The following is a 23,617-nucleotide window of genomic DNA, read 5'->3' as shown; positions in this document are numbered from 1 at the left end:
CACCAAAAAACTTAGAATCATACTCAATAGATATATAAGGGGACTTAGAGTGAACAAGTCGGAACTGATTGATGCTATCGCTGCATCCGCTGATATCCCGAAAGCTGCTGCTGGCCGTGCGCTGGATGCAGTAATCGAATCCGTCACTGGCGCTCTGAAGGCCGGCGACTCCGTGGTACTGGTAGGCTTCGGTACTTTCTCTGTGACTGATCGCCCAGCTCGCACTGGCCGTAACCCACAGACTGGCAAAGCACTGCAGATCGCTGCTGCCAAGAAACCAGGTTTCAAAGCCGGTAAAGCCCTGAAAGAAGCCGTTAACTAAGCTTCGATCCAGCCTTTATCTACCCAGGTCGAACCCAGGTTCAACCTGGGAGCGGAGCGGCAGCAGACCCCTGTATGCATCGGGTCGCCAAGCCGGGGGGAGAACCAAAGCCCCCGTCCGCTCCGCCAGTTGCGAGAAGGCGCATCCTTGGATGCGCCTTTCTTATATCCGTACTCTACCCACGCTCCACGGTTGCCAATTTCTGAAGTTCAACCGTTTCTGGGGGACGCATGCTGCAAAATATCAGGGACAATTCACAAGGCTGGATTGCCAAGACCATTATCGGGATCATCGTCGCATTGATGGCGTTCACCGGTATCGAGGCCATTTTCCAGGCTTCGGGTAACAGTAAGCAGGACGTAGCCAAGGTCAACGGTGAAGAAATCACCCAGACCGAACTGAGCCAGGCCGTCGACATGCAACGTCGCCAGCTGATGCAACAGCTGGGCAAGGATTTCGATGCCTCCCTGCTGGACGAAAAACTGCTGCGCGAAGCGGCCCTCAAGGGTCTGATCGATCGCAAGTTGTTGCTGCAAGGTGCAGCTGACTCCAAGTTTGGCTTCTCTGAAGCTGCGCTGGATCAAGTGATCCTGCAGACACCGGAATTCCAGGTAGACGGCAAGTTCAACGCCGAACGCTTTGACCAGGTGATCCGTCAACTGGGCTACAGCCGTATGCAATTCCGTCAGATGCTGACCCAGGAAATGCTGATCGGCCAGGTTCGCGCAGGTATTGCCGGCAGCGGTTTCGTCACCGATGCCGAAGTGCTGGCATTTGCGCGTCTGGAAAAACAGACCCGCGACTTCGCTACCGTCAACATCAAGGCCAACCCTGCCGCGGTGAAACTCACCGACGACGAGGTCAAGGCTTACTACGACCAGCACGCCAAAGAGTTCATGACCCCGGACCAAGTGGTCATCGACTACCTGGAATTGAAGAAGTCTTCCTTCTTTGACCAGGTCAGCGTGAAGGACGAAGAACTGCAGGCGGCCTATCAGAAAGAAACCGCCAACCTCGCTGAACAGCGTCGTGCGGCGCACATCCTGATTGAAGTCAACGACAAGGTCACCGACGCGCAAGCCAAGGCCAAGATCGAAGAGATCCAGGCACGCCTGGCCAAGGGTGAGAAGTTCGAAGCCCTGGCCAAGGAGTTCTCCCAGGATCCAGGTTCGGCCAACAGTGGCGGCGATCTCGGTTTTGCTGGCCCTGGCGTCTACGACCCGGACTTCGAAACCGCCTTGTACGCGTTGAACAAGGATCAGGTCTCGGCACCGGTGCGCAGTTCCTTCGGTTGGCATCTGATCAAGCTGTTGGGCGTTGAGGCACCGCAAGTGCCGACGTTTGCCAGCCTGAAAGACAAGCTGACCAAAGAGCTGAAGACCCAGCAGGTTGAGCAACGTTTCGTCGAAGCAACCAAGCAATTGGAAGATGCGGCATTCGAAGCCTCCGACCTGGCCCAGCCGGCATCTGACCTGAAGCTGACCGTGCACACCTCCGCGCCATTTGGCCGTGAAGGTGGCGAAGGTGTTGCGGCCAACCGTGCCGTGGTCACCGCTGCGTTCAGCCCGGAAGTGCTGGATGAGGGTGCCAACAGCACCGCCATCGAGCTGGACCCGGAAACCATCATCGTGCTGCGTGCCAAAGAGCACCTGAAGCCTTCGCAACTGCCGCTGGAAAGCGTCAATGCGGCAATTCGCACGCAGATGGCCAAGGAGCGCGCCAGCGCTGCTGCCAAGGCTCATGCTGACGAGCTGATCGCCAGTCTGCGTGATGGCAAGACCCCGCTGAACCAGCCGGTCGACGGCCAGGCGTGGAAGGTCACTGAAGCGGCTACCCGTAGCCAGGACGCGATCGACCCTGCCGTGCTGCAAGCCCTGTTCCGCATGCCCAAGCCCGCGGCCAAGGACAAGCCGACCTTCACCACGGTGACCCTGGCGGACGGTAGCCTGGTGATCGTGCGCTTGAACGGCGTCAACGAAGCCGCGGCCCCAACGGACGAAGAAAAGGCGCAATACCGCCGCTTCCTCGCCTCCCGTGTCGGTCAGCAGGACTTCGCGGCGTACCGCAAACAGTTGGAAACCAAGGCTGACATCAAGAAGTTCTGATGTCGGTTTGAACAAGAAGCCCCCGGCCTGAAAAGACCGGGGGCTTTTTTATGGGCGCTGGAGTGGGCTGCTCGGATGTGAGGCCCCCGCCGTCCTGCTCCTTTTCAGTTTGCCTGCGGCGACTTTTAGCAGACGTTGGAAGTTCGGGCATTGGCCATGGTCAGTCGCGGGGCACTCTGCGGCATGGCGCAATCCAAGGCTCATCGCCTTCAGGCGTTTGATGGTCGCGTCTATGCTGTCGGCCTTGTCCAGCAGCACCTGCCTGTCCACCTGCAAGGCACCCTCGACCGGGAGCATGGTGCGGATCTCGTCCAGGGACAGGCCGCCAGCTTGCCCAAGGGCAATCAGCGCCAACTGATCGAGCACATCGGGTTTGAAGTGCCGTCGTTCACCGGGCGCGCTGGTCGCGGCGATCAATCCGGTCTTTTCATAGAACCGCACGGTGGAAGAGGGTAGTCCGGTACGCCGGGCCACTTCTGAGATATCCATGATGCATCCCTTGACTTGAAGTTGACTTCAACTTCTATCCTGCCTGTGAACGAGAGTCTCATCAATCAGAGGGCAGGCAATGTTGTCGATGGCAGAAGGGGTCAGGTTGGTATTGGTCGGGGTGGGTGCGACCGTGGTGATGGACGTGTGGTCGCTGCTCCTGAAAACCTTGGGGGTTGCGACACTTGACTACGCCATGGTGGGTCGATGGGCGGGTCACCTCTGTCGTGGCACGTTCGCCCATGCCAGTATCGGCAAGGCGACGCCGGTACGGGGGGAAGCCTCCTTGGGGTGGGTGATTCACTATGCCGTCGGCATCGCCTTTGCGGCGCTGCTGGTGGGCCTCTACGGCGTGCAATGGTTGCATGTGCCTACGGGATGGCCTGCGCTGATAGTGGGCACGGTCACGGTGGTGATTCCTTACTTCGTCCTGCAGCCGGCCATGGGCGCGGGTGTGGCGGCGTCTCGCACGGCCACGCCTTGGAGAAATCGCCTGCGAAGCTTGGTGTCCCATGGCGTGTTTGGTGGCGGTTTGTACCTTTCGGCAGCGGCGCTTGCGCAAACAGTGGGGTAGGTGGATGGCCGGGCCAGTTATTGGGGCGCAGTCTTTAGCGCACCGGCAAAGGCCAGCAACATCAACAGCATAACGGCCCAGGCAAATGCGCCGACGCCCCAGCCCTGCAGCAACACCCCGCCTGCCAGGCCGCCGCCCGCTATGCCCAGGTTCCAGACGGTCACCAGCATCGATTGCGCGGCATCGGCCGACTCGCCCGCCGATTGGGCCAGTGCTGTTTGCAGCAATGCAGGCAACCCGCCGAACGCCAAGCCCCATAACGCCACGGCGACGTAGATGACCGCTGGCAGGTTGATCCAGAACGCCAGCGCCAAGGCAATCAGGCCAAACATCGCGCAACTGATCAGCAGCAGCCCGCGCAGCCATCGATCAATCAGCACGCCAGCCAGCCATATGCTCAATAACGCCGCGAGGCCGAACACCAGCAGCACCTGGTCGATATCGGCAGCCATTCCTGCCGGCCCCAGCAGCGGCGCGATGTAGGTGTAGAGAATGTTGTGGGCCAGTACGTAGGTTAAGGTCACCCACAACACCGGACGAATGCCCGGCAACGTCAACACTTGATGCAATCCCAAGCGTTTGCCTGCCGGTTCGCCTGCGAAGTCCGGCAGTTGCCAGCGCGCCCATGCCAACAGCACCAGCGTCAGTCCGGTCATGATCGCAAAGCTCAGGCGCCAGCCAACGGCAGCCCCGAGGAAGGTGCCTGCGGGTACACCCAGCGACAGCGCCAGCGGTGCGCCAAGCATGGCCACTGCAATTGCCCGGCCTTGCAGGTGTGGCGCAACCATCCGGCTGGCATAACCGGCCAGCAGCGCCCACAGCAGGCCGGCAAATACACCGGCAAAGAAGCGCGCCACCAGGGTCAGCCCGTAGTGGCTGGAAACGGCGGTCACGCTGTTGACCAAGGCGAAGCCGCCAATGGCCAGCAGTAGCAAGGGTCGACGTCGCCAGCCTCGGGTCAGCAGCGTCAGTGGAATGGCCGCCAGCAGTGAGCCCAGTGCGTACAGCGTGACCATTTGACCGACCAGCGCGGGCGATACGGCCAGTCCTTCGCCTATTTGCGGTAGGAGCCCGGCGGGCATGGCTTCGGTGAGGATGGTGATGAAGCCGGCGCTGGCCAGGGCAAGCAGACCGCCCAGCGGCAGTGTTTCGGGTCGGGCGTTTACGGGGGAATCGGTGAAGGCAGTCATCGTGCTCTGTCCATGCAAGAGGGCAAGGCGCCAGAGTAGGGGGCTGTGCCTGGTGGAAAAACAGGCTAAGGTTCCGAACTTATCGGACTTGAATGTCCGCAATCATCAAGGGCCCTTTCATGGACAGCCTGGGCAGTCTTTGCGTATTCGTGCAGGTGGCGGAGACCCGCAGCTTCACCGCTGCCGGGCGGGTACTGGGCGTATCGTCTTCGGCCATCGGCAAAAGCATTGCGCGGATGGAAGAGCGCCTGTGTGTGCGGTTGTTTCACCGCAGCACCCGCAGCATCACCTTGACCAGCGAAGGCGCGCTGTTCCTTGAGCGCTCGCGACGCATCCTGGCCGAGGTCGAAGCCGCCGAGCGAGAGTTGAGCGAAGCCAGCGCCACCCCTCGGGGCAAGTTGCGTATCAGCCTGCCGCAAGTGCGTGGCTTGCTGATGCCGGTGCTCAGCGATTTCATGCGCGCCTACCCGGACATCGAGCTGGATGTGGATTTTTCCGACCGCATGGTGGACGTGATCGAGGAAGGGTTCGACGCGGTGATTCGCACCGGCAAGCCAGAAGATTCGCGGCTGATGGCCCGTCATCTGGGGCATTACCAGTTGGTGCTGGTGGGCACGCCGGGCTATTTTCGCGAATATGGCACCCCGCTACAGCCGCAGCACTTGAGCGACCATGCCTGCCTGCGCCACAAGTTCTGCGCGACCGGCAAGCTGGAGCCTTGGCCGTTGCGACTTGCGCCGGGCGCCGCCGAGCCCGTCTTGCGTGCGCCGTTGATCAGTACCACCATTGAGTCCCTCAACCACGTGGTGCACGAAGGCTTGGGCATTGCCTGCCTGCCGGACTACATGGTCAATAAGGCCGTGCGCGAGGGACGCCTGCAAAGGGTGCTGGATGATCACCTGGAGCACCGCGGCAGTTTCTGGATGCTCTGGCCCTCCAGTCGCCACGCCTCGGCCAAACTGCGCGTGTTTATTGATCATATGTGTGCCGGGCTGTTTCCTACGGGCGGCGTCGTGTAAGGCTGTGACGTTTTACCGACAGGAATGCGCGCGCCAAGGCCGTGTTCTGTTGCACAATACCGCCCGGACCGTTTTCCTCAGGATTTTCAATGTCGACATCATTTCACTTGCGTAGCCTCGGGCTGGCGCTGGTGCTGGCGGGCGCCGCGGGCTGCTCGTCACCCAAGACCGCCATTTATGAACATGAAAATTTCGACGACTCCGGTACGTTTTCCCGTGATTACCCGGTCACTGACGTCGCGGCGTGCGAAGCCGCGCGGCGCGCCTTGCTGAGCCAGGGCTACATCATCACCAGCAGCGATCCGAAACTGGTCGTGGGTAACAAGAGCTTCCAGCAGACCGGCGAGACCCACCTGCAGATCAGCTTCAACGTGGTGTGTGCCGATGATGGCAAAGGCACCAACCATTCGACGATGTTCGCCAACGCCTTGCAGGATCGCTACGCGCTGAAGAAGGTCAACAACTCCGCGAGCCTGGGTGTGGGTGTGCTGGGTTCGGTGTCGATGCCGATCGGCTCCACCGATGACTCCATGGTGAAAGTGGCGAGCGAGACCGTGTCCGCGCCGAAGTTCTACGAGCGTTACTTTGCGCTGGTGGATGTGTTCCTGCCGCAAGAGGTAAAGAAGGCCGAGAACATTCCTGAGAAGCCCAAGGCTGAGCTTGGCGTGCCGGAACCTAAAGCCGCGCCCGTCGCCGAGAAGGTCGAGCCGCCGAAGGAAGAGCCCACGGTGTCACAGCCGGTGGCGCCTCCCGTCGAGGCTGCGCCGATTGCGCCGATTGCACCGCAGGCCGAGCCTGCACCTGCGCCAACCAATCCCGAGCTGCCACCGCCGACAGAAGCCATTCCGCCGCTGCCGACGCCTGCGCAGTAACTCAGACTGCTACGGGATTCGCCTTGTCGACGTTGATCCCGTAGCGGCTGATGGCTTCACTGACTTTTTCACGCCCCATCACGCCGTCATCCGCCAATGCCTTCAAGGTCGCGAGTACGATGAAGTGCCGGTCCACTTCAAAGAACGCCCGCAGGGTTTCACGCGTATCCGATTGCCCGAAGCCGTCCGTGCCCAGCGCTACAAAACGCCGACCGGGAATGAAGGCGCGGATCTGATCGGCGAAGAGCTTCATGTAGTCGGTCGCCGCCACCACCGGCCCGGCTTGCCCGGCGAGGCATTGCTCCACATAGCTCATTCGTGGGTCGCTATCCGGGTGTAGCAGGTTCCAGCGCTCCACCTCATGCCCTTCACGGCGCAATTCGGTGAGGCTGGTTGCGCTCCATACATTGCTGCGCACGCCGAAGTCCTTTTCCAGCAGGTCAGCCGCAGCCATCACCTCGCGCAGGATTGAGCCACTGCCCATCAGTTGCACCTGCGCCTGGTTGCTTCCACTCAGCCGGTACATCCCCTTGAGAATGCCGTCTTCCACCCCTTCTGGCATTGCCGGGTGCGGGTAGTTTTCGTTGAGCAGGGTGATGTAGTAGTAGATGTCCTCCTGTTGCACATACATGCGCCGCATGCCCTCGTGAATGATCACTGCCAACTCGTAGGCAAACGTCGGGTCGTAGGACACGCAGCACGGGATAACCGACGACAGGATATGACTGTGCCCATCGTCGTGCTGCAAGCCTTCACCCATCAGCGTGGTGCGTCCGGCCGTAGCGCCCAGCAGGAAGCCACGCGCACGCGCATCGCCTGCCGCCCAGGCGAGGTCGCCGACCCGCTGGAAGCCGAACATCGAATAGAAAATATAGAACGGCACCGTCATCAGGCCGTGGTTGCTGTAGGACGTACTGGCCGCAATCCAGGAGGAAATGGCGCCGGACTCATTCAGGCCTTCCTGCATGATCTGCCCGTCTTTGCTTTCCTTGTAGTAGCTCAGTTGCCCTGCATCCTGTGGGGTATAGAGCTGGCCCACGGCGGAGTGGATACCGATCTGACGGAACAGACTTTCCATCCCAAAGGTGCGTGACTCATCTGGCACGATGGGCACGATCAGTTTGCCCAGCTGTGGATCTTTGAGCAGGGTGCCGAGGATACGCACAAAGGCCATGGTGGTGGAGATCGAGCGCTCGCCCGTGTCCTTGAGCTGGGTAGTAAAGGCGCTCAGCTCAGGGATTTGCAACGATTCGACCGCACTGTGTCGTGCCGGTACATAGCCGCCCAAGGCCTGGCGGCGTGCAGCGAAGTAGCGGGCTTCCTCGCTGTCAGCCGCGGGTTTGATGTACGGAATGTCGGCAAGCTGGTCGTCGGCCACTTTCAGGCCGAAGCGGTCGCGGAAAGCTCTTACAGCCTCTGCGCCCATCTTCTTGAGCTGGTGGTTGATGTTCTGGCCTTCACCGGCTTCACCCATGCCAAAACCCTTGACGGTTTTTGCCAGGATTACCGTGGGCTGGCCAGTGTGGCGTACGGCAGCGGCGTAGGCGTTGTAGACCTTGTCCGGGTCGTGCCCGCCTCGTGAGAGTTTCCATATTTCGTCGTCGGACATATCTGCAACCAACGCGAGTAATTCCGGGTATTTGCCAAAGAAATGTTCGCGTACGTAAGCGCCGTTCTGTGATTTGTAGTTCTGATAGTCGCCATCCACGCATTCCATCATGCGTTGGCGCAGCAGCCCGGTCGTGTCTTTGTCCAAGAGCGCATCCCAACCACCGCCCCAGATCACTTTGATCACGTTCCAGCCGGCGGCGCGGTACAGGCTTTCAAACTCTTGGATCACCTTGGCATTGCCGCGCACGGGGCCGTCCAGGCGTTGCAGGTTGCAGTTGACCACGAAGATCAGGTTGTCGAGTTTCTCGCGTCCGGCCAGGGAGATGGCCGCCAGTGATTCCGGTTGGTCCATTTCGCCATCACCGAGAAAGGCCCAGACCTTGCGCCCCTGGTGTTGCTTGAGGCCACGCAATTCCAGGTAGCGCATAAAACGCGCCTGGTAAGCGGCGGTGATGGGCCCGAGCCCCATGGACACGGTGGGAAATTGCCAGAAGTCCGGCATCAGTCGTGGGTGCGGGTAGGATGAGATGCCCTCGCCACCGGACTCGCGACGGAAGTTGTCGAGTTGCGTTTCGCTGATGCGGCCTTCCAGGTAGGCGCGGCCATAGATGCCGGGGGAGGAGTGGCCCTGGATGTACACCAGGTCGCCGTCAAAGGTATCGGTACGCCCACGGAAGAAGTGATCGAAGCCTACGTCATACAGCACCGCGGCTGACGCATAGGTCGCAATATGCCCGCCGACACCAGAGTGTTTACCTGCGCGGAGCACCATCGCCATGGCATTCCAGCGGATATAGGCGTTGATGCGACGTTCTATTGCCAGGTTGCCGGGGTAGGGCAGTTGCCGGTCCACCGGGAGGGTGTTGACGTAAGGGGTGGTCACCCGCCCGTAGAAGTCGCCATGCCGCGCCACGTCGAAATCCAGCAACTGATCGATCAGGTAGTGCGCGCGCGGGCGGCCTTCGGTGGACAGCACCGATTCGATGGACTCGAGCCATTCGCGGGTTTCCTGTGGATCATCGTCGCGTCTGACTGCGTTGTTCGGGGTCATATGAGGCTCCAGGGTAGGCGGATTTCAAGTGGCGGGCTCCTTGTGGGAGTACCGGCTAAAGTAATTGCAATTGCAACTACATGACCGAATCTAGCGCGAGATGAGCTACTATTGCAACCTTCTTGAAATGTCCCGGATGGTGTTGCATGTCGTCGAAAGAGCCTGATGTATGGTTCCGTTTTGTCAGGGCCCACAGGACAGTCATCCGTGAAATCGAGCGTCGCCTGGCCGAGGCGGACCTGCCGCCGTATGCCTGGTATGACGCTCTGTGGGGCTTGGAAAGCGGCCCCGACGGCACTCGCCGCATGCACGAATTGGCTGATGTGCTGGCCATCGAACGCTACAACCTCACGCGCCTGGTCGATCGTCTGGAAAAAGACGGCCTGGTGGTACGTTCGCGCTCCGACGGCGACGGCCGGGCGGCGTTCGCCTCAATCACCGAGGCCGGTCGGGTGCTGCGTAAAAAGATGTGGAAGATCTACGAGAGCACGGTGGATGAGTTGTTCCTGTCACAGATCGAGCCCGAGCAGCGCCAGTGCTTTGCCGACGCACTGGAGCGCACCGCCGGGCTGGCGATGGACGCGGGCGTCCAGACCCGCAGCCGCCGCAAAACTTAAGAACCTTGTAGGAGCCGGCTTGCCGGCTCCTACAGTCCAGCTCGGTCCATTGCATAGCGATTCATCGCGGCCTGCACCTGCCGTGCGTCGATCCGCCCTTCATCCGCTAATGCCCTGAGCGCCGATACTACGATCCAATACCGACTCGGCGCCGCCGCCTGCACCGACCCCGCGCCCAGCGCCACAAAGCGTGCATCCACGTGCGCCGCTAACTGATCGACAATCGCTTGCGGATAGCCGGTCACTGCAATCACTGGCGCTGCATTCCCGGCCAGGCAATCGCGCAGGTGGCAGCTGCGCTTGGGCCCCCCGGGGTGCAGGCGATTCCAGCGTTCAGCCACTGCAGCCTCACGCGCCAGTCGTGTGTAGCTGGGGCAGCTCCACAGTTGCGCGGTGATGTCCCAGTCCTGTTCCAACAGCTGTTTGGCCTGCAGCACCTCTTCAAGCGCCCGGCCTGCGCCGAGCAGTCGCACATCCGCAGGGGTGTCAGGATGGAGTCGGTACATGCCCTTGAGCGCGGCTTTTCGGTCCGGTTCACTCAGGGGCGCCGCGCTTTCATGATCATGCAGGGCCAGGTAATAGAACCCGGGTTTGCCGTCGACATACAGGCTACGCAACGCCGCCAGCACAATCGCTCGGGCTTCCTCGCCGGAGGCCGGGTCATACGGCGTGCAGCGCGGGTGGGTGGCGAGCCATAACGGCAGGGAAGGCTGCGCGCCCTTGGGCCACCGGGAGGGTTGGTTTTCAATGTCGTTGCACAGGATGCCGCGCTGTTGTGTGGCGTCCGACAACGCACTCAACTGCGCCGACGAGTGCGCGCTGTGCAGGTACAGCAAGGGTTTTTCGGCAGTGTTGCGTGCAAACCAACTGGGCCAGTTACCCACACGCCGGGAAAGTGACTGGCCGCGAATCACCCAGGCCTGTCGGCTGAATTCCAGGGTGTTGGCCATGCTCATCACGGTATACAGCGGTGAGCTGTCGACGGTGGCGGTGGTGTTCAATGCATCGATACAGAGTTGCGCGGCGTGAGCAGTAGTGGCGGACATCGGGAGAGTCACCTGGCGACGAATGCCATTACCCTAAAGGAAATTTGTATTTGATTGCAATTGCAATCATTTCAATAGTTCCTCATAGCCCCGGTGCTAAATCCCGGTAACGCTGCTACGTTTAATCCCTAAGTGCAGGAACGTCATGACTCCGACATTTTTTCGTCATGACGGCACTTTAGGCTGGTGATGCAGGTCATTTATCTGCAGCCACACTTAACTCAAGAAGGAGTCCACCATGGACGATTACCAGGAAGAACTGCTGGAGTACCACGCGATCGAGTTGGACCCGCTGGAACCGGCTGACGACGCTACAGAGCTGTAACACCGACTTCAGGCGGAATGCCGCTGACTGCGGCGAAATTCCCCTGGGGTCTGGTTGTTCCACCGCCTGAAGGCCCGTTGAAACGCCTGGGCCGAGGCAAAACCGAGCAAGTAGGCGATCTCGCCGAACGCCAGTTCCGTATCGCGGATGTAGGTCATGGCCAGGTCGCGGCGGGTGTCGTTGAGAATTGCGCGGAACTGAGTGCCTTCGTCGGCCAGTTTGCGGCGCAGCGTCCAGGTAGGCAGCTTCAAGCGTGCCGCCACTTCTTCCAGGTCGGGTTCCCGGCCGCCATTGAGCATCGGCCCGAGCAACCGGGTAATGCGCTCGCGCAGGCTGCGGGTGCGGGTCAATTGCTCCAACTCTCGCTCACACAGTTGTAACAACAGGTTCCAGGTGCTGGGGCAATGCTGTGGATTGCGCAGGGCCAGGGTCTGCTGGTTGAGGCGTAATTGGTTGGCCTCGGCGCCGAAGTGGATGTCTCCCAGCACGCTGTACTGATCGCTGTATTCCGGCGCTTCAAATTCGATGTCGATGCGTTGTGCCTGCACCGGCTGCTGGGTCAGGCTCGACAGTTGATGCAGCCAGCCGGCGATGATCGAGTCCACCACAAAGCGGTTGTAGGCGTTGTAGGGGCTGATGGAATAGAAGCGCAGCCAGGCGCCTTCAGCATCTTCGACAAAGCTCGACTGCCCGCGATAATTGGAGCCGTACAGCGCTTCGAAGCGGGTGAGTACCCGCGCCGCTTCGCGCACGTTGGGGGCCTGGGCGGCGGTGACGCCCGCCAGTCCGCCTTGGCTCAGGCGGCTGAGCTGGCCCATGCGCAGACCCAAACCCGGGTCGCCGGTGAGTTGGATGGCCGCATGACCAAGACGCATATAGCGCGGGATCGACAACCGTGCACCGGCCTCAGCCAGGCGCGCCGGGTCGAGGCCGTATTGCAGCAACAGTGGCTGCGGGTCCAGGCCGTGACTGTGGACGGCGTCGGCCAGGGCGTGCACGAAGCCCACCGACAAATCCCCCAGCCGTACGGGCTTCACAGCCAGATATTCAACAGGCGCGCGCCACGGGCTTCGCCATCGGCGTTGATTTGCCCGTTGCTGCTGAGAAAGCTGTGCCCGGCAGTGCCCAGGTCCCAGAATTGCCCGCGCAGGAACACGCTCATGCCGGCGCTGGCCTGGCTGATGGGTTGCTGGCTGATCAGCGTAAGCCGACGCCAGGCTTCGCCCTCACTGAGTTCTTCGGGCTTGAGGCTGATTTCGGTCGGGGTCGACACGCTTTTGAAGCCGCGCCAAGGGCGGTCCCAGGTATCACGACCCAGCACAAAAGCCGGCACCGCGATCAATTGCGCGCCTTGTTCGTTGAGTTTGCGGTAGTTGTCCGGGTACCAGCTGTCGCTGCCCACCAGTACGCCCAAGCGGCCAGCCGGAGTGTCGACCACGCTGACGACATTTTCGTCACCCGGTTCGATAAAGCCGCGCTCATCGTAGATCGGGTAGAGCTGGCGCTGCGGATCGCCGATCGGCAAACCATCGGCGGCAAACACCACGCTGGCGTTGTACAAGGCGCCATGGCCGACGCGCAGTTGGCCCTGGCTGACACTCGGGTTGGGCAGGGTGATGGAACCGGCGACCAACGTCACGCCGAACTCCTTGGCCAGGCCGCCGAACAGCACTTGGTAGTCCCGTGCCATGCCGTCGGCTTTCATGCGCAGGTAGGCGTCATCGGTGCGGTTGTCGCCAGTGGCGCTGATCCAGGCGCGGGCGAACAGCAGTGGGTTGCTCACTGACATCCAATTCATCGCATCTTTGGCGTGTAGGGCCTGGTACACCTCGTTTTTCTCGCCGGTGAGCATCAGCCAGGTGCCGATATGCTCGGGCAGTACCACGATGGTCTTGTCGTTGATCAGCCCCTGGTCCCGCGCTTTTTGCAGGTAGGCCGCGAGCTTCAAGTGCAGGCGTTCAAGGCTCTGGTAGTCGGCCGGGAACAGCTCCGGCTGGATGCCCAGCAAGTTGCCACGGTCGGCTGGCAGGCCTTCATTGACGGCGAGGGTGATGCGCAGGTCCGACAGGTAATGCGCCACGGGGCGCTCCTGGGTCCAGACCAGATACGCGGCGACGGCGGCAACCAGGGCCATGGTGACAGTAAAAGCTAGAAGTTTACGCATGGGGGAACAGACAACAGACCGTGTGCAGGGTTCGCGACTAGGGTAGGGCCCATGGACGGGCTTGCCAAGGGCCGCTGCGCATTTGGATCAATAACTTGTCAGTTTCAGTCATTGAGCCGTCGTCCACCGCCTCTTAGTCTGTGGGACATAAACCGATGGCAGGCCATTCGAGCCTTCCACGTCCCGTGATGATCCGTTGTGGAGCTTGACCATGACCGCTGCTGCCTACCCGCACCTGCTGGCCCCGTTGGACCTGGGTTTTACCACCTTGCGCAACCGTACCCTGATGGGCTCGATGCACACCGGCCTGGAAGAAAAGCCCGGCGGTTTCGAGCGCATGGCGGCTTACTTTGCCGAGCGCGCCCGTGGCGGCGTGGGCTTGATGGTCACTGGCGGCATTGGGCCGAATGACGAGGGCGGTGTGTATGCCGGTGCGGCCAAGCTGACCACTGACGAAGAAGCGCAGAAACACAAGATCGTGACCCAGGCCGTGCACGAAGCCGGCGGCAAGATCTGCATGCAGATCCTCCACGCTGGCCGGTATGCCTACAGCCCCAAGCAGGTAGCACCGAGTGCGATCCAGGCGCCGATCAACCCGTTCAAACCCAAGGAACTGGACGAAGAGGGCATCGAAAAGCAGATCCAGGATTTCGTCACCTGCTCGCTGCTGGCCCAGGTCGCCGAGTACGACGGCGTGGAAATCATGGGCTCCGAAGGTTATTTCATTAACCAATTCCTCGCCGCTCACACCAACCACCGTACCGACCGCTGGGGCGGCAGCTACGAAAACCGTATGCGCCTGGCCGTGGAAATCGTGCGCCGTGTGCGCGAGGCCGTGGGTCCGAACTTCATCATCATCTTCCGCCTGTCGATGCTCGACTTGGTGGAAGGCGGCAGCACCTGGGAAGAAATCGTACAACTGGCCAAGGCCATCGAAGGTGCCGGCGCGACGATCATCAACACCGGGATCGGCTGGCATGAAGCGCGTATCCCGACCATTGCTACCAAGGTGCCCCGTGGCGCATTCAGCAAAGTCACCGCCAAGCTGCGCGGTGCGGTGCAGATTCCGCTGATCACCACCAACCGTATCAACACCCCGGAAATCGCCGAGCAAATCCTCGCCGAAGGCGATGCCGACATGGTCTCCATGGCGCGGCCATTCCTGGCCGACCCGGACTTCGTCAACAAGGCGGCCGCCGGGCGTGCCGATGAGATCAACACCTGCATCGGCTGCAACCAGGCGTGCCTGGACCACACCTTCGGCGGCAAGTTGACCACCTGCCTGGTCAACCCACGGGCGTGCTACGAGACTGAACTCAATTACCTGCCGGTCAAACAGATCAAGAAGATCGCTGTGGTGGGCGCCGGTCCTGCGGGCCTGGCGGCTGCCACGGTGGCGGCAGAGCGCGGGCATCAAGTGACCCTGTTCGATTCCGCCAGCGAAATCGGCGGCCAGTTCAACATTGCCAAGCGTGTGCCGGGCAAGGAAGAGTTCGTCGAAACCCTGCGCTACTTCAAACGCAAATTGCAGACCACCCACGTCGAGCTGTGCCTCGACACCCGCGTCGATGTGGCGCAACTCACGGCAGGCGGTTACGACGAGATCATCCTCGCCACCGGCATTGCGCCGCGTACTCCGGCGATTCCAGGCGTCGACAACGCCAAGGTGCTGAGCTACCTGGACGTGATCCTGGAACGTAAGCCCGTGGGCAAGCGCGTTGCGGTGATCGGCGCGGGCGGTATCGGTTTTGACGTGTCGGAATTCCTCGTGCACCAGGGCGTGTCCACCAGCCTTGACCGCGAAGCGTTCTGGAAGGAGTGGGGCATCGACACCCAGCTGCAAGCCCGTGGCGGTGTGGCTGGGATCAAGGCCCAGGTGCATGCCCCAGCGCGTGACGTGTTCCTGCTGCAGCGCAAGACCTCCAAGGTCGGCGATGGCCTGGGCAAGACCACCGGCTGGATCCACCGTACTGGCTTGAAGAACAAACAGGTGCAGATGCTCAACAGCGTCGAATACCTGAAGATCGACGATGAAGGCCTGCACATCCGCATAGGTGCCGAGGGCGAACCCCAGGTGCTGGCGGTGGACAACATCGTCATCTGCGCCGGCCAGGACCCGTTGCGCGAATTGCAGGATGGCCTGGTCGCGGCCGGCCAGAACGTGCACCTGATCGGCGGCGCCGATGTGGCGGCCGAGCTGGACGCCAAGCGCGCCATCAACCAGGGCTCGCGCCTCGCGGCCGAGCTGTAAGACCCGAAGCGGGGCGGTGTTAGACTACCGCCTCGTTTTTCATGCAGATGTCCTCCGATGGGTCCCTACGATTGGCTGCCCCACGCACCGCTTGAACCTTTGCGCCTGGATTGGCTGAAAGGTGTCGAGCTGGCCGTGTTGCGCCTGGACCGCATCGACCCGCTGATCAGCGGCAACAAGTGGTTCAAGCTCACCGGGCACTTGGCGCAGGCGCAGAACGCTCGCGGCATCATCAGCCTGGGCGGTGCGTATTCCAACCATTTGCACGCGTTGGCGGCGGCGGGGAAACGCTTCGGTTTTCCTACGGTTGGCCTGCTGCGTGGGCATCCTCAAGACAACCCCACAATCCAAGACCTGAAAGCCTTCGGCATGCAGCTGCACTGGCTGGGGTATGGTGGCTATCGTGCGCGGCATGAGCCGGATTTCTGGCTGCCGTGGCGCGAGCAATATCCCGATCTCCATCCCGTGCCCGAAGGCGGTGGCGGGCTTGCCGGTGCCATAGGCTGTGGTGTGCTGGTCGAGCAGGCTCGCGCGCAGTTACCCACGCTGGGCTGGGCGGATTACGACGCGTGGTGGTTGGCGGCGGGTACAGGGACGACCTTGGCCGGATTGGTGTTGGCAGAAGCGGGAGCGCACCCGGTGTATGGCGCAATGGCGGTGCCGGATGACCACGGCGTGGCACAGAACGTCGACGCCCTTGTGCAGGGCGGCTATAAACTGCTGGACGCCAGCCGAGGTGGCTTCGCCAAAGTCGACCCGGTGCTGCTCGACTTCATCGACGCCACGCAACAAGCCTGCGGCTTACCCTTGGAGCCGCTCTACACCGGCAAGGCCTTACTCGCATTGAAGCAACAGATCGAGGCCGGGCGCTTCACCCCCGGCACTCGCCTGATCTTCGTTCACACCGGCGGCCTTCAGGGCAGCCGAGGCTTTGCAGCCTAGCGCAAATCCACTGTGGGAGCGGGCTTGCTCGCGAATGCGATGTGTCAGTCGACATATTTATTGACTGATACGCCGCCTTCGCGAGCAAGCCCGCTCCCACCTGGCATCATGCGTAACGCCGTGTTGTCCCGCAGGATGTAATGGTGGGCAATCCCCGCCAGTGCATGCAGACCGATCAGCCAATAACCGACTTTGCCGAACCACACATGCCAGCCTTCGATCTCCTTGGCCAAGGCCTTGTTCTCGCCAATCAACGGCGGCAATTCCATGCCGTAGAACATCACCGAATGCCCCTCGGCACTGACGATCAGCCAACCGGCAATCGGCATGCCGATCATCAACGCGTAGAGCGCGACGTGCATCAGGGTCGCCAACAGGCTCTGCCATTGCGGCGGTGCCGGCACGATCTTCGGCGCCACCCCCAGGCTGCGTGCGAACAACCGCAGCCACACCAGTACAAACACGGTGAGGCCGAACATAAAGTGCATCTCGACGATCAACGTTCGCGCACCGCTGCCTTTGGGAAACTGGCCGCGTAATTCAATGCAGGCGTAGACCACCGCCAGCAGCACCACCATCAACCAGTGCAACGCGATCGACATGGTGCTGTAACGTGTATCGGAGTTTTTCCACGGCATCGCTGGTTTCCTCACTCATCAGGGCAAACCTCCATTCTTTGGTGATGGAGTCCTTTAACTGTATGCCGGTTTTGAGCGGTTTGCCTGGCGTAAGTGCCGTGGTTTTGACCTCGGTCAGTGGCTCTGCGGCATTTCCACGCGGGCCAGGCGTGCGTTGATGTCGCTGATGACCGCAGGCAGGTCATTGATCGTGTCGATCAGGTAGTGCGGGCGCGAGCCTTCGAACATTGCCTCGATGCGCTTGCGCTCGCTGGCCAGGGTCGCGGCATCCAAGCTGCGGAACTGTTCGTAGGTCAGGCCCAGCGCATTGCCGGAGCAGGTCAGGGCCACGGTCCACATGCCGGCGCGACGGCCTTCGAGGATACCCGGCACGGTGTCGTCGACCTTCACACACGCCGCCACATCATCGATACCCAGCGCGATCACGTTGGCCAGGGCCTGGGCCGGCCAGGGGCGACCGTTGGGCACTTCGTCGGTGGCGACCACGTGGTCGGCGATATAGCCGTTGGTGGCGGCCAGGGCGACGACTTTATCCATGACTTGCTTGGGGTAGCCGGAGCAGGAACCGATCTTGATGCCTTGCACACGCAACCGGGCGATGGTGTCGAGGGCGCCAGGAATCAGCGCCGAGTGTTCGGCGATCTTCTCGATCTGCAAGGGCATGAAGCGCTGGTAGATGGCAGTTACGTCGTCATCGGTGGGCGTGCGGCCAAAGGCCTTGCGGTAGCGCTCGGCGACCTGCGGTTGGTCGCAAAGGGTGCGGATGTGGTCCCACTTGCCCATGCCCATCGGGCCACGGGCTTCTTCGATGGAGACTTGCACGTCGAACTCGGCAAAGGCCTCGACAAAGATCTGCGTCGGTGCGAAGGAGCCGAAGTCGACCACGGTGCCGGCCCAGTCGAGGATCACCGCTTGCAGGGTGTTGGGGTTCTGATAGTTCATGCGTGTGCTCCGGAAGAAGTAAGGGTGATGCCCATGGCGTGCAGTACGTCGGCGATGGCGGTGACAGCGGCGTGCATGTCGGCTGCATCCACATGCCCGATGCAGCCCACGCGGAAGGTTTCAACCTGGGTCAACTTGCCCGGATACAGGATGAAGCCCTTGGCCTTGACCCGTTCGTAGAAGTCCTTGAACTGGTAGCGCGGGTCGTGTGGGGCGTGGAAGGTGACGATGATCGGCGCCTGGATTTGCGCCGGCAGGAAGCTGCGCAGGCCCAGTTCGGCCATGCCGTCGAGCAGTGCCTGGCAGTTGCGTGCATAGCGTTGATGACGGGCGGGCAAGCCGCCTTCCTCGGCGTATTGCAGCAGCGCTTCGTGCAGGGCCGCCACCACGTGGGTCGGCGGGGTGAAACGCCATTGGCCGGTCTTGGCCATGTAGGCGTGCTGGTCGAAGAGGTCCATCGCCAGGGAGTGGCAATTGCCTTGGGCCGCAGCCAGTGCCTGTTTATCGGTGAAGACAAAACCCATCCCCGGCACGCCTTCCAGGCACTTGCCTGACGCGGCGATCAACGCGTCGAAAGGCACTGCGCGGGCATCGATCGGCAACGCACCAAAGGAACTCATGGCATCGATGATCAGGCGCTTGCCGTGGGTTTTCACGACCTGGGCGATCTCGGCCAGCGGGTTGAGGATGCCGGTGCTGGTTTCGCAATGGATCAGCGCGACGTGCGTGATGGCCGGGTCGGCTTGCAGCAGACGGTCCACATCGGCAGGGGTAGTGGGTTGGTCTTCGGCGGTTTCAAAGGTGCTGAACTCGCGGCCCAACACTTCACAGATTTTCGCCAGGCGCTTGCCGTAGGCACCGTTGATCAGTACCAACACCTTGCCGTTGCGCGGCACCAGGGTGCCGATGGCAGCTTCGACGGCGAAGGTGCCGCTGCCTTGCAACGGTACGCAATGGTGGCTGGCCGCGCCGTCGATGATTGCCAGCAACTGCTCACAGACGCTGGCGGTGAGCTGGTTGAAGCGGTCGTCCCATGAACCCCAGTCCACCATCATGGCCTGGCGGGTGCGGGCGGAGGTGGTCAGCGGGCCGGGCGTGAGCAGGATGGGCGTCGTCATTACAAGTCCTCGCGAAGCATCGGATGAATCTACGGCGCCTAAATTGCAGTTTGGCTTGTCATCAATCAAATTGTTTGTTGTTATGCGAGCTATCAGTGAGGCCGATAGCTATGAACCTGTTTCAACTGCGTGCATTCGATGCCGTGGCCCGCGAGGGCAGTTTTACCCGTGCGGCGGCGCGGTTGTTCATCAGCCAGCCGGCGGTGACCGGGCATATCAAGGCACTGGAAGAGCACTACCAGATTCCGCTGCTGCGCCGCACCGCCAGGCGCGTGGAATTGACGGAGGAGGGCGCGCGGTTGGCGGCGATCACCCGGGCCATCTTCGGCCTGGTGGACGAAGCGCAGACGATGCTGGAGGCCAACCGCCAATTGCTCATCGGGCGCCTGGAAGTCGCAGCCGACGGCCCGCACCTAGTGATGCCGATGATCGCCAGCTTGCGTGCGCGCTACCCCGGCATCACCGTGAACCTGCGCCTGGGCAACGCCCAGGAAACCTTGGCGGCATTGTTGTCCGAGCATGCGGATGTCGCAGTGCTGACGGAGGTGGAGCCACGCAATGGCCTGCACCTGCAGCCTCTGAGCGAATCACGGATTTGCGCGCTGGTGCCGGCCAGTCACCCGTGGGCGGCGCTGCCCAAGGGGATCCGCCTGGAGCAACTCAATGAGGTGATCATGGTGCTGCGCGAGCCGAGTTCCATCACCCGGCGTACGTTCGATGACGCCTGCCAGGCTGCCGGTGTACAGCCCAAGGTGCTGCTGGAACTGGACAGCCGGGAGGCGGTGACCGAAGCCGTGGCCGCTGAGTTGGGCGTGGGCGTGGTCTCGTCGATGGAGGTCAGCCCGGACCCGCGCGTGCGTGCCGTACCGATCCAGGGCGATGGGCTGGTGAACCGGCACATGCTCGGCTGCATGGAGCGGCGCCGCTCGCTGCGCCTGATTCAGGCGTTTTTCGAGTTGGCGCCCTGACGGTTTTTTGGTGGAACGTTGCGTTTTTGCGCTATAAACTCTGCCCCCAAAGCGCCGGCCAGTAGACGTTTGGGCGCGATGGACAGAAGAGAGTGAGTCATGGGCGCACAGTGGAAAGTCAAACATAAAGAAGCGGCAGCCAATGCCAAGGGCAAGATTTTCGGCAAGCTGGTGAAAGAAATCACCATCGCCGCCCGCAACGGCGCCGACACCTCCACCAACGCCCACCTGCGTCTGGTGGTGGAACAGGCCAAAAAGGCCTCGATGCCCAAGGAAACCCTGGACCGCGCCATCAAGAAAGGCGCCGGTCTGCTCGGCGAAACCGTGCAATACCATCGCGTCACCTACGAAGGCTTCGCGCCGCACCAGGTGCCGCTGATCGTCGAGTGCGTGACCGACAACATCAATCGCACCGTGGCGGAAATCCGCGTGGCCTTCCGCAAGGGCCAACTGGGCGCTTCCGGTTCCGTGGCCTGGGACTTCAACCACGTCGGCCTGATCGAAGCCTCGCCGGACAGCCCGGACGCCGATCCGGAAATGGCCGCTATCGAAGCCGGCGCCCAGGATTTCGAAGAGGGTGAAGAAGAGGGAACCACCCTGTTCATCACCGAGACCACCGACCTCGATGCCGTACAGAAAGCCTTGCCGGAGCAGGGTTTCACCGTGCTGTCGGCCAAGCTGGGTTACCTCTCGAAGAACCCGGTGAGCGGTTTGAGCGACGAGCAGATGGCTGAGGTTGAAGCCTTCCTCGAAGGCTTGGACAACCATGATGACGTGCAGGATATGTTTGTCGGGTTGGCTGGCTAAAACGCGATAGAAAATGTGGGAGCTGGCTTGCCTGCGATGAGGTCGTGTCATTCACTTTTCAGTGACTGATATACCGCTATCGCAGGCAAGCCAGCTCCCACATTAAGATTGGGTTTCAGCCCTTTTTCAGCAGTGCTTCGATTTCCTTGAACCCCGGGCGTGCCAAGACATCAGGCTGACAGCACATTATCTGCAGCGCTTTCAATTCGTCCGTTTCCCCTTCAACCCGCTCCAACAACTCCCCCAGCAAAATCCCAAACGCCCGCACTTCAATCCGCTGCAACGCCCTGGTTTCCACGCTATCCGCTGTTGCATGGAACGATGCCGCGCCAAAATCCCCCAGCAAGCAGTCGCCGGCTGCATTCCACAGGATATTGTGGCCATACAGGTCACCGTGAGTGATGCCGTGCCGGTGCAGGTGCGCGGCGACCGAAGCGATGCCCCGCGCCATGCGCAGCGCCACTTCAAGGCTGAAGCGGGTATCCGGTTCATAGACGTCGCGGGTGCACGACGCCAGGCTCGGCAGGGCCGCGAGGTTGCGGTAGCTCGGATCGATCAGGTCCATGACCAGTGCGGCCTGGTCATCCGGGTGGCCGACCACGCGGCCCTCTACCTTGATCAGGTTGGGGTGCAGCCCGGCAGCGATGCAGGCCTGCATTTCGTGCAGCGGCGAGCCATCGCTGGTGATGGTGCCTTTGTAGAGTTTGACCGCGACGGGCTGGCCTGACGGTTTCCACAGGGCCTTGCGGATAATGCCGGAAGCGCCTTCGCCAAGGACTTCGGCCAGTTCCAGCTCTGGCCAGGGAATGTTTGGCGTAGCGTCATCACCCGCCACCTCCACCGCCATTTCCACCGGGTTACCGGCATAGGCCAGCCAAGTCAGGCTTGGCAGTGCCAGTAGCCATTCCGGCAGCTGGGTGAAGCGGTTGGAGGCGATGCGCAGCAATTCGAGGTTATGGCAGTTGGCTAGGCTTTCTGGCAGGTGCGCCAGTTGGTTGCCGGCCAGCATCAGCTTTTGCAGGAGCGATCGCTTGCCCAGTTCGTCGGGCAACTGGCTGATCCGGTTATCGGTCAGGATCAACCAGCGCAACAACGGCGGCAGCGCGGCGGCGGGCACGTGGCTGATCTGGTTGGCCTTGAAGCCGATCATGCTCAGTTTGGCGCATTGGCCCAAGCAAGCCGGCAGCTCGGTGAACCGGTTGTCCGAGCAGAACAGCACGCGCAGGTGGGGCAGCCGGTGCAGGTCGTCGGGCAGGCTGTTCAGGGCGTTGCCGCTGAGGTTGAGGATCTCCAGGGAGTCGGCCAGTTCGAAGATTTCCCGGGGGAATTCGGTCAGCCCGCAGGACAGGTCCAGGCGCGTGATACCGGCCAGTTGGCCGGCCTTGAGTTGGGCGAGGGTATGCATGAACGGGGTGGTCACTCGAAAAAGGGGCATCAATGGCGCTCATGATACCGGGTCGGGTGCCGGTTGCGGGTCAGCCTGTTGCAATTGTCCCAGACGGCTGGCGGTGCGGGCCAGGTCGATGGCCTGGCCGCCCAGGGCAATGGCGAGGGGCTGCGCGCCGATCAGGATCAGGTGCTTGTCCCGGTCGTAGAGCACGTCCACCAGGTTGATAAAACGTTGCTGCACGGCGATTGGGCAGTCCGCCAGTTGAGGCAGGCCGTCGATGACCCAGTGGTCGTAGTCCTGGCACAGCAGCAGGTAGTCCATGACTGCGGTCAACTGCTCGCAAAGATCGCTGAAGGTGAAGGCGATGGAGCGGCCTGCGCGGTGACGGCAGATCAACGTCCGATTGCCGACGGCCAGGGGCTGTGGCGGGCAGTCGGCAGCGGGAAGACCCAAGGCTTCGCGCTGGCGCGCAGTCCCCGGCCAAACGTACTGACCGCTGGTAAAGCGTTGTGCGCTTTGGGCCTGGGGCAGGCTGCGAAAATCCTGGGGCGAACTGACTTCCAGCACCTCCATGCGCGCATCGATCAGGTCGATCACCGGCTTGAAACGCTCGTGGTACAGCGGGTTGGGCAGCAGCCCCTGTGGCGCATAATTGGACGTCACCAGCACCAGCACACCGCGTTGGAACAGGGCTTTGAACAGCCGCGTGATCAGCATCGCGTCGCCGATGTCGTGGACGTGAAACTCGTCGAAACACAACACCCGGCAGTCCGTCAGCAGTTCGTCGAGGGTCACGGCCAGGGCATCGTCCTGTTCACGATGCGTGAACATGCCGCGATGCAGGCGCGCGAAAAAGTCATGGAAATGCACGCGCTGCTTCTCGGTAATCGGCAACGCTTGGAAAAAACCGTCCAGCAACCAGCTTTTGCCGCGCCCCACTGGCCCGTACAGGTACAGGCTGCGAGTGGGCTGGCCGGCGAGCAGGTGCTGGGTTTCTCGGGCCAACGCCGCGATGGCGCGGGTTTGGCCGGCGCTGAGGGTATATCCCTGTTGCTCGGCTTTTTGCTGGAAGAACGCGGGTATAGGCGAGGCGTCAGGGGCGTCGGTTTTCTTGCCGAGCAGGCGACGGATCAGGGAAAGCGCGGCCAATGCGAGTCACTCTGTATTTCAGTGGTC

Annotated in this window: 21 protein-coding genes; 10 read left to right on the top strand and 11 right to left on the bottom strand. The window is 61.6% G+C overall.

The annotated features are described in order from the left end of the window. Window positions 1-34: 34 nt before the first annotated feature. Window positions 35-322 carry an HU family DNA-binding protein gene (locus tag HX793_RS01150; protein ID WP_221034285.1) on the top strand — a complete coding sequence of 96 codons (288 nt, stop codon included), beginning with the start codon at window positions 35-37 and terminating at the stop codon, window positions 320-322. Between the two features lie 230 nt (window positions 323-552). Beyond that, a complete protein-coding gene (locus tag HX793_RS01145; RefSeq protein WP_177004400.1) occupies window positions 553-2,427 on the top strand; it encodes a SurA N-terminal domain-containing protein in 1,875 nt (624 codons plus the stop codon). Between the two features lie 48 nt (window positions 2,428-2,475). On the opposite strand, the gene HX793_RS01140 is transcribed toward HX793_RS01145, so the two are convergent. Next, window positions 2,476-2,916 (bottom strand): helix-turn-helix domain-containing protein, encoded by a 441-nt coding sequence (locus HX793_RS01140; RefSeq protein WP_016978020.1) that lies wholly within the window; start codon window positions 2,914-2,916, stop codon window positions 2,476-2,478. Window positions 2,917-2,995: 79 nt separating this feature from the next. Between HX793_RS01140 and HX793_RS01135 the strand changes: the two genes are divergently transcribed. Then, window positions 2,996-3,490, top strand: a complete 495-nt coding sequence (locus HX793_RS01135) for a DUF2938 domain-containing protein (RefSeq protein WP_177050753.1) — start codon at window positions 2,996-2,998, stop codon at window positions 3,488-3,490. Window positions 3,491-3,507: 17 nt separating this feature from the next. On the opposite strand, the gene HX793_RS01130 is transcribed toward HX793_RS01135, so the two are convergent. Next, the gene (locus tag HX793_RS01130) at window positions 3,508-4,680 is read right to left on the bottom strand and encodes an MFS transporter (protein WP_177094229.1); all 1,173 of its coding nucleotides are present in this window, start codon (window positions 4,678-4,680) and stop codon (window positions 3,508-3,510) included. A 119-nt stretch (window positions 4,681-4,799) separates the two neighbouring features. On the opposite strand from HX793_RS01130, the gene HX793_RS01125 reads away from it, so the two are divergent. Together HX793_RS01125 and HX793_RS01120 are read left to right on the top strand one after the other, a co-directional pair. Next, window positions 4,800-5,699 (top strand): LysR family transcriptional regulator, encoded by a 900-nt coding sequence (locus HX793_RS01125; protein WP_177094261.1) that lies wholly within the window; start codon window positions 4,800-4,802, stop codon window positions 5,697-5,699. Between the two features lie 89 nt (window positions 5,700-5,788). Further along, complete coding sequence (locus HX793_RS01120) at window positions 5,789-6,571, top strand: DUF2242 domain-containing protein (protein ID WP_095016800.1); 783 nt, start codon at window positions 5,789-5,791, stop codon at window positions 6,569-6,571. A gap of 1 nt (window position 6,572) precedes the next feature. Here HX793_RS01120 and aceE read toward each other — a convergent pair whose 3' ends face one another. Continuing rightward, a complete protein-coding gene (gene aceE, locus HX793_RS01115; RefSeq protein ID WP_177094231.1) occupies window positions 6,573-9,233 on the bottom strand; it encodes a pyruvate dehydrogenase (acetyl-transferring), homodimeric type in 2,661 nt (886 codons plus the stop codon). Between the two features lie 146 nt (window positions 9,234-9,379). Between aceE and HX793_RS01110 the strand changes: the two genes are divergently transcribed. Continuing rightward, on the top strand, window positions 9,380-9,850 hold the full coding sequence (locus tag HX793_RS01110; protein ID WP_016978026.1) for a MarR family winged helix-turn-helix transcriptional regulator: 471 nt from the start codon (window positions 9,380-9,382) through the stop codon (window positions 9,848-9,850). A 29-nt stretch (window positions 9,851-9,879) separates the two neighbouring features. Here HX793_RS01110 and HX793_RS01105 read toward each other — a convergent pair whose 3' ends face one another. The 3 genes from HX793_RS01105 to HX793_RS01095 form a co-directional block, all read right to left on the bottom strand. Continuing rightward, window positions 9,880-10,896 carry a transketolase-like TK C-terminal-containing protein gene (locus HX793_RS01105; protein WP_177060609.1) on the bottom strand — a complete coding sequence of 339 codons (1,017 nt, stop codon included), beginning with the start codon at window positions 10,894-10,896 and terminating at the stop codon, window positions 9,880-9,882. Window positions 10,897-11,229: 333 nt separating this feature from the next. Then, a complete protein-coding gene (locus HX793_RS01100) occupies window positions 11,230-12,258 on the bottom strand; it encodes an AraC family transcriptional regulator (protein WP_177050748.1) in 1,029 nt (342 codons plus the stop codon). Beyond that, window positions 12,255-13,385: a carbon-nitrogen hydrolase family protein gene (locus tag HX793_RS01095; RefSeq protein ID WP_016978029.1), complete on the bottom strand. Its 1,131-nt coding sequence runs from the start codon at window positions 13,383-13,385 to the stop codon at window positions 12,255-12,257. Before HX793_RS01095 ends, HX793_RS01100 begins: the two co-directional genes overlap by 4 nt. A gap of 211 nt (window positions 13,386-13,596) precedes the next feature. Between HX793_RS01095 and HX793_RS01090 the strand changes: the two genes are divergently transcribed. Further along, complete coding sequence (locus tag HX793_RS01090; protein WP_177050746.1) at window positions 13,597-15,636, top strand: NADPH-dependent 2,4-dienoyl-CoA reductase; 2,040 nt, start codon at window positions 13,597-13,599, stop codon at window positions 15,634-15,636. A 57-nt stretch (window positions 15,637-15,693) separates the two neighbouring features. Continuing rightward, entirely contained in the window at window positions 15,694-16,578 is an 885-nt protein-coding gene (locus HX793_RS01085) for a 1-aminocyclopropane-1-carboxylate deaminase/D-cysteine desulfhydrase (protein WP_177050744.1), read from the top strand. A gap of 44 nt (window positions 16,579-16,622) precedes the next feature. Here the strand turns inward: HX793_RS01085 and HX793_RS01080 are convergent, their stop codons facing one another. The 3 genes from HX793_RS01080 to HX793_RS01070 form a co-directional block, all read right to left on the bottom strand. After that, entirely contained in the window at window positions 16,623-17,216 is a 594-nt protein-coding gene (locus HX793_RS01080) for a cytochrome b (protein ID WP_177050743.1), read from the bottom strand. Between the two features lie 114 nt (window positions 17,217-17,330). Next, complete coding sequence (gene phnX, locus HX793_RS01075) at window positions 17,331-18,158, bottom strand: phosphonoacetaldehyde hydrolase (protein ID WP_177060606.1); 828 nt, start codon at window positions 18,156-18,158, stop codon at window positions 17,331-17,333. Further along, window positions 18,155-19,276, bottom strand: coding sequence for a 2-aminoethylphosphonate--pyruvate transaminase (locus HX793_RS01070; RefSeq protein ID WP_177050741.1), 1,122 nt, complete (start codon window positions 19,274-19,276; stop codon window positions 18,155-18,157). The genes phnX and HX793_RS01070 overlap by 4 nt, the downstream gene beginning before the upstream one ends. A gap of 110 nt (window positions 19,277-19,386) precedes the next feature. On the opposite strand from HX793_RS01070, the gene HX793_RS01065 reads away from it, so the two are divergent. Both HX793_RS01065 and HX793_RS01060 read left to right on the top strand, forming a co-directional pair. Beyond that, the gene (locus tag HX793_RS01065) at window positions 19,387-20,244 is read left to right on the top strand and encodes a LysR substrate-binding domain-containing protein (protein ID WP_177004389.1); all 858 of its coding nucleotides are present in this window, start codon (window positions 19,387-19,389) and stop codon (window positions 20,242-20,244) included. A gap of 99 nt (window positions 20,245-20,343) precedes the next feature. Continuing rightward, window positions 20,344-21,051, top strand: a complete 708-nt coding sequence (locus HX793_RS01060) for a YebC/PmpR family DNA-binding transcriptional regulator (RefSeq protein WP_016976136.1) — start codon at window positions 20,344-20,346, stop codon at window positions 21,049-21,051. A gap of 115 nt (window positions 21,052-21,166) precedes the next feature. Here the strand turns inward: HX793_RS01060 and HX793_RS01055 are convergent, their stop codons facing one another. After that, entirely contained in the window at window positions 21,167-22,456 is a 1,290-nt protein-coding gene (locus HX793_RS01055; protein ID WP_177094263.1) for a protein kinase, read from the bottom strand. 39 nt (window positions 22,457-22,495) lie between these two features. Further along, window positions 22,496-23,590 carry a cell division protein ZapE gene (gene zapE / locus HX793_RS01050; RefSeq protein ID WP_177060603.1) on the bottom strand — a complete coding sequence of 365 codons (1,095 nt, stop codon included), beginning with the start codon at window positions 23,588-23,590 and terminating at the stop codon, window positions 22,496-22,498. Window positions 23,591-23,617: the final 27 nt, after the last annotated feature.

The organism is Pseudomonas reactans, from assembly GCF_013387025.1.
GTDB lineage: Bacteria > Pseudomonadota > Gammaproteobacteria > Pseudomonadales > Pseudomonadaceae > Aquipseudomonas > Aquipseudomonas reactans.
Note: the sequence above shows the minus strand (reverse complement) of the source record. Positions and strands in the feature narration are given on the sequence as shown.